General features: G+C 71.2%; 9 protein-coding genes. 5 read left to right on the top strand and 4 right to left on the bottom strand.

All coding sequences use genetic code 11. From position 1 onward, the window contains the following. Window positions 1-6 precede the first annotated feature (6 nt). From AB0J06_RS11030 to AB0J06_RS11040, 3 genes are read right to left on the bottom strand one after another with little or no spacing between them, the layout of a single operon-like run. On the bottom strand, window positions 7-1,128 hold the full coding sequence (locus tag AB0J06_RS11030) for a pilus assembly protein TadG-related protein (protein WP_357427104.1): 1,122 nt from the start codon (window positions 1,126-1,128) through the stop codon (window positions 7-9). Next, window positions 1,116-1,586, bottom strand: coding sequence for a TadE family protein (locus AB0J06_RS11035; protein ID WP_357427106.1), 471 nt, complete (start codon window positions 1,584-1,586; stop codon window positions 1,116-1,118). Before AB0J06_RS11035 ends, AB0J06_RS11030 begins: the two co-directional genes overlap by 13 nt. Window positions 1,587-1,633: 47 nt before the next feature. After that, window positions 1,634-1,849, bottom strand: a complete 216-nt coding sequence (locus AB0J06_RS11040) for a Flp family type IVb pilin (protein WP_357427108.1) — start codon at window positions 1,847-1,849, stop codon at window positions 1,634-1,636. A 199-nt stretch (window positions 1,850-2,048) separates the two neighbouring features. Between AB0J06_RS11040 and AB0J06_RS11045 the strand changes: the two genes are divergently transcribed. Continuing rightward, window positions 2,049-3,299 carry an Ig-like domain-containing protein gene (locus AB0J06_RS11045; protein ID WP_357427110.1) on the top strand — a complete coding sequence of 417 codons (1,251 nt, stop codon included), beginning with the start codon at window positions 2,049-2,051 and terminating at the stop codon, window positions 3,297-3,299. A gap of 58 nt (window positions 3,300-3,357) precedes the next feature. Here the strand turns inward: AB0J06_RS11045 and AB0J06_RS11050 are convergent, their stop codons facing one another. Beyond that, window positions 3,358-4,296 (bottom strand): nucleotidyltransferase domain-containing protein, encoded by a 939-nt coding sequence (locus AB0J06_RS11050; RefSeq protein ID WP_357427112.1) that lies wholly within the window; start codon window positions 4,294-4,296, stop codon window positions 3,358-3,360. 205 nt (window positions 4,297-4,501) lie between these two features. On the opposite strand from AB0J06_RS11050, the gene AB0J06_RS11055 reads away from it, so the two are divergent. The 4 genes from AB0J06_RS11055 to AB0J06_RS11070 all read left to right on the top strand — a co-directional run. Beyond that, window positions 4,502-6,874: an EAL domain-containing protein gene (locus AB0J06_RS11055; RefSeq protein WP_357427114.1), complete on the top strand. Its 2,373-nt coding sequence runs from the start codon at window positions 4,502-4,504 to the stop codon at window positions 6,872-6,874. A 179-nt stretch (window positions 6,875-7,053) separates the two neighbouring features. Further along, window positions 7,054-7,665: a response regulator transcription factor gene (locus AB0J06_RS11060; protein ID WP_357427116.1), complete on the top strand. Its 612-nt coding sequence runs from the start codon at window positions 7,054-7,056 to the stop codon at window positions 7,663-7,665. A gap of 70 nt (window positions 7,666-7,735) precedes the next feature. Beyond that, the gene (locus AB0J06_RS11065; protein WP_357427118.1) at window positions 7,736-8,155 is read left to right on the top strand and encodes an ATP-binding protein; all 420 of its coding nucleotides are present in this window, start codon (window positions 7,736-7,738) and stop codon (window positions 8,153-8,155) included. 64 nt (window positions 8,156-8,219) lie between these two features. After that, window positions 8,220-8,445 (top strand): PAS domain S-box protein (locus AB0J06_RS11070; RefSeq protein WP_357427120.1); only part of this gene is annotated, 226 nt, incomplete at its 3' end.

Below are 8,445 nucleotides of genomic sequence, written 5' to 3' on the forward strand. Positions count from 1 at the left end.
CATCGGTCAACCCACCAGCTTCACGATCGACACCCCCATCTCGGGGCCGCCGATCTGCCCGATGGCGGTGGGCACAAGGCCCCGGGTGAAATACCCGTACAGGCAGCGCTGCGAGCCGCCGCAGGGCTGCTGGCCGGTCAGCGACGACGGGGCCGAGAAGCCGGACAGCTTGTAGCCGGTGAGCACGAACGCGGCGAAGCCGGCGAGGTGGTAACGGGTGTTGGAGCCCTGCCCGGTGACCCCGTCGTAGACGGGGAGATACATGACGCGGCGGTCGGCGCGGGCGTCGATCAGCGCGGTCTTGCACGGGCCCGGCGCGGAGTTGCCGGTGTTGCCGCCGTACGCGCCGTCAACCTCGACGGTGACGTTGCAGGTGCCCGTCGGGTCGTCGAGCCAGCCGAAGCCGCCGGGGGCGTCCCAGCCGGAGGGTCCGGCGGGGCAGGTTTGGCTCTTGTTGTCCTTGAGGTAGAGGATCCGTTCGGCGTTCGCGGGCGGCGTGCCGAGGTGGGGCGGTGGCCAGAACGTCGTGCCGTGGTCGGTGAGCTGCGTCCACTCGCACGTCGAGATCGTCACGGCGAGGCCGTCGACGATGCGAGGAGGCCCCCAGGCGGCCCGCGCGCAGGCGCCGACCTCGGTGCCGTCGTGGTCGCCCCCGGTGAACGCCGCGGCGAACGTGGTGGGCAGCAGGGTGGTGCCGTCCGGCAGCCGGGTGGCGGTGCGGATCTCCACGTACGGACCGGTCGCCGGGGCGTTGCCCAGGCAGGCGGTGTGGTTCGCCGCCGGCGGGGGGCAGGCGGGCAACCCGGCGCCCCGACCGCAGATCGTGGTCACGGCGGAGGCGGCGTCGAGGGCGTTGGCGGTGGCATAGCGGGCGGCGGTCGCCGACTGGTCCGCACAGGCCGCCGGGGTACGCACGCACTCCTCGGCGACCGCCCAGACGGCGGCGTCCGCGCCGCTCTGCAACTCCTCGCGTTCCGCGTAGAGCCGGCCGACGTCGACCACGATCGCGGCCATGCCCAGCAGGACGCCGCACCCGAGGACGATCGCCAGGGTGGCGGCGACGCCGCCGCGATCCGGGGCGGAACGCGGGGGAGCGCCGGGGCGCCGTGCGAACGTCAGCCGAGGCATGGCATGACTCCCTTGCCCGTGATGGTGACCGTGCCGGTCTCCTCGCCGCCGACCAGCCGCATGATCGGACCCAGGGGTGTGACCGGTCGAAACTTGTGGGACAGGGTGACGACGGCGTCCGCGTTCGGTGCGGCGCCGGCGCATCCGGTGATCTGGGTGGTGACGGCGCCGAGCCGGTCGGTCAGCGCGGACATCCGTGGCGCGATGGGCTGGCGCAGCGAGGCCCCCCGGGCGCCCTCGCGGGCCGCCTCGGTCAGCGTGATCTGCGCGTGCATCATCCGGCCGAAGTCGATGATTCCGAAGAGCAACAGCAGCAGCAGTGGGGTAACCAGCGCCATCTCGACGGCGGCGGCGCCGCGGTCGCGGTCCGTGCGGCGCGCGACGAGAGGATTCGTCGCCGACGCGGCCGGCCGGGCACCCCGCAGATCGGAATGGTGCCCGGTCGGCCGTGCCGGCATGGACGGGGGCGTGCGGGTCCGGAGGTACGCCGGCCACGCCCGGTTGGTCACGGCGCAGCCGGCGCAGGGGTGGAGCCGACCTTGTTTCCGACGTCGGTGAACAGGCCACTCAGCTTGCCGCCGAGCAGCACCACCGCGCCGATGATGACGACCGCGATGAGGGCGACCATGAGGCCGTACTCGACTGCGGTGGCACCGCGGTCCGCCCGGTCGCGCAGTACCGCGAGCGAGGACGTGAGGTGCGAAGAGAGGTACGTGAGCATGGACACTCCTTCTATCTGGCGGCCAAACCGCTCCATACCCACGGTGATCGACTGGCTACGGAAAGGTATGAGGATTTCGGCCGGCGAAGGTCGTCCGGGTCAACCCAGGGCAGAGGATGGTTCTGCCTGAAGACGGTCCCCACTCACCCTTGTGCGTCACAGACTGCGCGGAGGAGCCAAACGGAATGGGGTGGGGATCATGAGACTGGAGCGTCGATCGGGAATGCTGGCGATGATGGTCGCCGCCGTGCCGCTGGTGCTGACGAGCTGCACCGGCAATCCCGTGAAGAAGGCGGCGCCGCCGCCCGCGCTCGCGCTCACGCCGGGCGCGAATGCCACGGATATCCCGGTGAGCGCGGAGATCGGCGTCTCGGTCACCGGGGGGAAGGTCACCGGGGTCGAGGTGACCGACGCCAAGGGTGCGAAGGTCGACGGCGCCATGCGCCCGGACGGCTCGACGTGGATGCCCAACGCTGCGCTGCGGTACAAGCAGACCTATACCGCCCGGGCGACCGCGGTCAACGACAAGGGTCGCACCTCGACCCAGACGTCGAGTTTCACGACCATGGGCAAGCCGGCCAAGCAGACGAAGACCACGCTCTACTTCGAGAAGGACCAGACGTACGGGGTGGCCATGCCCGTCACGGTCGACTTCGACCCGGGCGTGCCGAAGGAGGCCCGGGCCGACGTGCAGCGGCGGCTCTTCGTCACCACCGACCCTCCCCAGCCCGGCGCCTGGCACTGGACCGACGACGGTAAGCAGGTCTACTACCGTGCCCCCGACTTCTGGCAGAGCGGCACGAAGATCGGCGTGCGGGCGGCGATCGGCGGCCTGCCGATGGGGAACGGCAGGTACGGCGACGTCGACCGGGGCGCCTCGGCGAAGGTCGGCAACCGGGTCTCGCTGGAGATCGACAACAAGACCAAGCAGATGTCGGTGTTCAAGGACGACAAGCTGGCCCGCAAGATTCCGGTGAGCCTGGGCAAGTCGAGCACGCCGACGTCCAGCGGCAAAATGGTGATCATGGAGAAGTTCGACACCACGGTCTTCGACACGACCGGGTCGGCCGACCCCTACGTGACGACGGTGCAGGACGCCCAGCGGCTGACCTGGGGCGGAGAATTCATCCACTCCGCTCCCTGGTCGGTCGGATCGCAGGGCTACACCAACGTCTCGCACGGCTGCACGAACATCTCTCCGGCCGACGCCAACTGGCTGATGAACGTCACGCACGTCGGCGACCTGGTCACCGTCAAGGGCACCGAGGTCAAGCTCGACCCGGGCAACGGTTGGACCGCCTGGAACCTGAGCTGGGAGGAGTACGTCAAGGGCAGCGCCCTGCCCGTACCGGAGGGTCTGAAGCCGGGGACCCAGGGGTCGCCGTCGCCGAACGGCACTCCGCCGACCACCACCGCGCCGGTGCCGACGCCGTCCAACGTCGGCCGGTAACGCCCCGTCGCCCGGCCCCGGGTCGAGTTCCGTCTCGACCCGGGGCCGCGGCGTGCGCTCACGGCGCGGTGAGCGCCACCCGGGCGCTTCGCGCGCGGACCGAGCGCAGCCAGGCGTCGACCCGGGCGACGTCGGGCACGGCGGGCAGCGGTGTCGCCTCCAGCGCCGCGTCGAGTTCGGCGTGCAGCGCCAGCCGCCAGGTCTCCACCTCCGCCCAGGAGACCTCGCCGCGGCGTACGGCGAGCAGCCGGTCGCGGTGCCCCCCGACGTCGACGGTGAGCCGCCCGTGCCGGAGCAGGCCGCCGGCCGCGAGTAACAGCCGCAGCAGATGCATGGCGTGTTTCCACTTCGGTTGCCCGTGCCGCCGCAGATCCGTCTCGAGCTTCTTGAACTGGCTGAGCACGTAGCCGGAGTAGGTCTGGTAGACCAGTTGCGACATGAATGCCGACCGGAGTGCCAGCAACTCCTCCCCGAGCGGGGTGATCGTCAGCACCACGGGCGAGTGCAGCAGCTCCAACAGGTTGGGATTGGCCTTGAGCGCGAGCTCGCAGAAGCGCTCCACCTCCCAGGAGAACTGGTCCGGGCCGGGGCCGTCGACGTGCGGGGGAGGCTTGGTCAACGACCAGAAGGTCGCGGTCGGGGCGGCGTAGACGCCGCGTACGTCCGTGTCGGAGCCCTCGTGGCTGAGTCCGTAGGCGCGCGAGCCGATCACCGCCGCGTAGATGGTGTGCCGGGCGACCAGGTCGTGGCCGCCGTCGGCGGTGGGTCCGATGGCGAGCTGCTGCTGGTGGGCCCGGCGGAGGGTGAGCGCACCCCGTCGGGAGCTGACCTGCCGGCCGTCGCTGAGTGCCACCCGGTATTCGCCGTCGTGCGCAGCGGTCACCCGGCCGGTGGCCCCGCGCTGCACGCGTACGCCGTCGCTGTCGAGCATCGCCTCGCGGAGCACCACCTGGGTGCCCGGCGGGAGTTGCGGTGCGGGTTGCGATCTTCCGGCCATCCGGGCATGGTGCCGGAGTGCCGGACCGGGCGCACGTGGAATTGCGCTTTCGGGGTGACGGTGCGGGCACGCAGCGCGGCGTAGAGTCCCCCTACCCGCCAGGATCGTCGACACGGACCGTGATGCACACACCAGAACCCTCAGGTTCCGCGCTGCCTGCCGATGGTCGCCATACAGACCGACGACAGGAGCCGGGGCCAGCGCGATGACCGCAGCAGAGTGCCGTCCGGGGGAGTTGCCGCCGATTCCCCGCCATGTCGCCGTACGACCGCTGCTGCCGGTCGTCGCCACGCTGGTCGTCATCGCCGCCGGTTGGTGCGGCCTGCGCTGGGGCGGTCTGTCCGGTCCACTCGCCGTCGGCTTCGTCGGCGGGCCGCTCGCCATGGCCGTCACGGCCGTGGCCGCGCACCGGGCCGCCACCGACGCGGCACAGGCTCAGCCGGCACAGCGCTTCTGGCGGGCGATTCGGCTGGCCGCATCCCTGGTCGTCGTCGCGATCACCGGCTGGGCGGTCACGGTCGCGGTCGATCCGCCACCGGCCGGCCGGGTGTCCGACCTTCCGCCATGGGCGGCCGTGCCGCTGGTCGGCGCGCTCGTCGTGATACTCGGCGCCGTGCTGCGGTTGCCGCGGCCGGCCCGCTCCCGTGGTCAGTGGGTGCAGCTCATTCTCGACGGCGCGACGATCCTGCTCGGCGCCGCTCTGTTCTTCTGGCACTTCACGCTGTCGCCGGTGCTCAGCACCGGACTCGGCCCGGCCGCCGTCGCCACGGCGTTCATCTGCGTCGCGAGCCTGCTCGGGTTGACCGCGGTCAGCAAGGCGTTGATCGCGGCCACCGCGCCGATCGGCACCGTCGCGCTGCGACTGCTCGGGTTGAGCCTGCTCATCGCGGTCGCCGCGCCCGCCGCCATGCTCATGCTCGGTGAGCGGGGCCGACTCGTCGCCGCGGTGGTCGCCGTGCCGGCGGCCGCCCTGACCACCAGCGCGGCGGCGGCGTCGGCGCAGCGGGCGGCGCGCCGGCCGTCGACGCGCTCATCGACGGGGGTGGGGCGTCGGACGTACAGTCTGCTGCCCTACGCCGCTCTAGCCGCCGCGGGTAGCCTGCTGATCGCGGTGACGTTCGGGGAGCTCACCTCGTCGGGACGGGTGGTGGTGGTGGGCGCCGTGCTGGTGACCGCCGCTGTGGTGGCCCGGCAGCTGGTCGGCCTGCGGGACAACGCGCGGCTGCTGCGCAGCGTGCGGCAGCATCAGGCGCGCCTGGAGTATCAGGCCAACCACGACGCGCTGACCCAACTGGCCAACCGCACCATGTTCAACGCGACCCTGGCCGAGTTGCTCGCCGCAGGCGAGGCCGCCGCCGTCCTTCTGATCGACCTGGACGACTTCAAGACCGTCAACGACACCCTCGGGCATGCCGTCGGCGACGAGATGCTGGTCGCGGTCGCCGACCGGCTCCGCCTGGCCACCGATCCCGGCGACCTCGCGGCCCGTCTCGGCGGGGACGAGTTCGCCGTGTTGGTGCGCGGCGCGGATCCGGCGCGGGCGGACACCGTCGCCATGCAGATCCTCGCCGGGCTCGCCGCGCCGGTCACCGCCTCGGGCCACCAGCTGCTGGTGCAGGCGAGCATCGGGGTGGCCCCGGCCGGGCCGGGTGACGGTTCGAACGAGGTGCTGCGCAACGCGGACATCGCCATGTACGCGACGAAAGAGGGCGGCAAGGCGTCGTGGACGCGGTTCGCGCCGGAGATGCGGCAGGAGATCATCGAACACGTCCGCCTCGGCGGCCAGCTGCACGAGGCGCTGGAGTGCGGTCAGCTCTACCTGCAGTACCAGCCGATCATCGACCTGGACACGCGTCGACTGGTCGCTGCGGAGGCGCTGGTGCGCTGGCGTCATCCGGAGCAGGGCGTCATCTCGCCGGGGCAGTTCATTCCGGTCGCCGAACGGACCGGCCAGATCGTGCCCCTCGGTCGGTGGGTACTGGGGGAGGCGTGCCGGCAGCTGGCCGCGTGGCGTGACGAGTACGGCTCGGCCGCCCCCTGGACGATCGGCGTCAACGTCGCCGCCCGCCAGCTCCGCGAACCCGGCTTCGCCGACGATGTCGCGAGCGTCCTGCGCGAGGTGGGCCTCGCGCCGCACCAGCTCGTCATCGAGGTGACGGAGTCGTCGGTGCTCAACGCCCGGCAGGTGCTGCACACCCTGCACGCGCTGCACGATCTCGGGGTCAAGCTGGCGCTGGACGACTTCGGCACCCGGCAGTCGTCGCTCGGGCTGCTGCGCGCCTTCCCCGTCGACATCCTGAAGCTGGACAAGTCGTTCGTCGACGGCATCGAGGACGGCGACGACGACGAACGGTTGGCGGTCGCCGCAGCGGTGGTGCAGATGGCGGCGGCGCTGCGACTGGACGCGGTGGCCGAGGGGATCGAGAGTGTCGAGCAGGTGCGGCGGCTGCGGTTGTTGGGCTATCGCCTCGGGCAGGGCTTCCACCTGGCCCGTCCGCTCTCGGCGGAGGGTGTCGCGGCGTTGTTCTTGGGGCCGGGGCTCTCGCTGACCGGATCCGAGACGACCCCGCATTCGTAGGACATGTGGCGCAAACAGTGCAAAAAACTCGTACGTGGAGAGTGGCACATTGCGCCCGATTGGACTGTTGGCGGTGACGGCTACAGGATGGGCGGGCGCGGTCTTGCCGATGCCGATGCGGGGAAGTGATGCCAGACATGTCGCCACCGACTGAGGGGTCGCCCATCAGGGTGCTCTTCGTGGAGGACCATGACATGGTCGCCGAGGCGCTGGGCCTGGCACTGGCGCAGGTCGCGGAGATCGAGATGGTCGCGCGCGCCCGCTCGGTGGCCGAGGCGATCGCCGCCGCCCGTCGGCACCGCCCGGATGTGGTGCTGCTCGATCGGCGGCTCCCCGACGGGGACGGCATCGAGGCGATCCCGCAGCTACGGGAAGCGGCGCCGGAGATGCGGGTGCTCGTCCTCACCGGTGAGGCGACGGCCGCGGTCGCCACCCGGGTGGTCGAGGCCGGCGGCGGCGGTCTGATGCTCAAGACGGCCCGGCTCGACGAGTTGACCGCCGCGATCCGTCAGGTCGCGTCGGGGGACGTCGCGTTCGCCCCGGCCCTCCTGGCCGGTGTCTTCGACCGGCTGACCGGTCGGCTGTCGACCGGCGGTCGCACGCTCACCGCGCGCGAGCGCGAGACGCTGGCGCTGCTGGCCGACGGCGCGAGCACGGACGAGATCAGCGACCGGCTGCAGGTGACGCGCAATACCGCGCGCAACCACGTGCAGCGCGTTCTGGAGAAGCTGGGCGCCCGCTCGAAGCTGGAGGCGGTGGCCATCGCGCGCCGCGAGGGCCTGCTGGACTGATGCATTTGCATCAGCGCAAATGACGTTGCTGCGTCTGTTCACCGCACCGGTTTTTCTTGATATTTGAACCGTGAGTAAGCAGCCTCCGGTCTACGATGTCGAGTTCTCCCTCGCCGCGGCCTATACCAGCGTCGCCGAGGCTCGTCGCTACGTGCGTGGCACGCTGGCCGTCTGGCCGTTCGCCGGCTGCCATGACGATGTCGAGCTCGTCGTCTCCGAATTGGTCGGCAACGCGCTGCGGCACGGCCGGGGCCGTCCCGTGCTGCGTCTGTCGGGGATGCGTGACTGGCTCCGCGTGGAGGTCCTGGACGACAGCGAGGTGCTGCCGCAGCCGCGGTCGTCCGGGGCGGACGGCGGCTGGGGGCTGCATCTGATCGAGCGGCTGAGCGCGACGTGGGGCGCGGATCACCGCGACGGCGGCAAAGCCGTGTGGTGTGAGCTGCAAGCCACGCCGAACGTCATCATGGGCGTCGCCGAGGCCGCCGCCTGAGCGGATGGCGGTGACCTCGGCAACTCGGCGTGGGCGCGCGCAGCGACGTGTGTCACGCTGCGGTATGGCCACGGCACGCACCCCCGACGATGAACCCGGCGAACCCCCGCAGCGCGAGGAGTTGCCGTGGCACCTCCTCGCGCAAGGTGTGCTGGACTATGCGATCTTCATGCTGGACCCGCAGGGATACATCCTGAGCTGGAACGCGGGCGCGCAGCGGATCAAGGGCTATTCGGCGGACGAGATCATCGGTCGGCACTTTTCGACCTTTTATCCACCGGACGTGGTCG

The organism is Micromonospora sp. NPDC049679 (assembly GCF_040659735.1).
Taxonomy (GTDB): Bacteria; Actinomycetota; Actinomycetes; order Mycobacteriales; family Micromonosporaceae; genus Micromonospora_I.

Coding starts and splice junctions, on each gene's coding strand:
- AB0J06_RS11035 (WP_357427106.1), bottom strand. CDS start 1,586: ATGCCGGCACGGCCGACCGGGCACCATTCCGATCTGCGGGGTGCCCGG.
- AB0J06_RS11045 (WP_357427110.1), top strand. CDS start 2,049: ATGAGACTGGAGCGTCGATCGGGAATGCTGGCGATGATGGTCGCCGCC.
- AB0J06_RS11040 (WP_357427108.1), bottom strand. CDS start 1,849: ATGCTCACGTACCTCTCTTCGCACCTCACGTCCTCGCTCGCGGTACTG.
- AB0J06_RS11050 (WP_357427112.1), bottom strand. CDS start 4,296: ATGGCCGGAAGATCGCAACCCGCACCGCAACTCCCGCCGGGCACCCAG.
- AB0J06_RS11055 (WP_357427114.1), top strand. CDS start 4,502: ATGACCGCAGCAGAGTGCCGTCCGGGGGAGTTGCCGCCGATTCCCCGC.
- AB0J06_RS11030 (WP_357427104.1), bottom strand. CDS start 1,128: ATGCCTCGGCTGACGTTCGCACGGCGCCCCGGCGCTCCCCCGCGTTCC.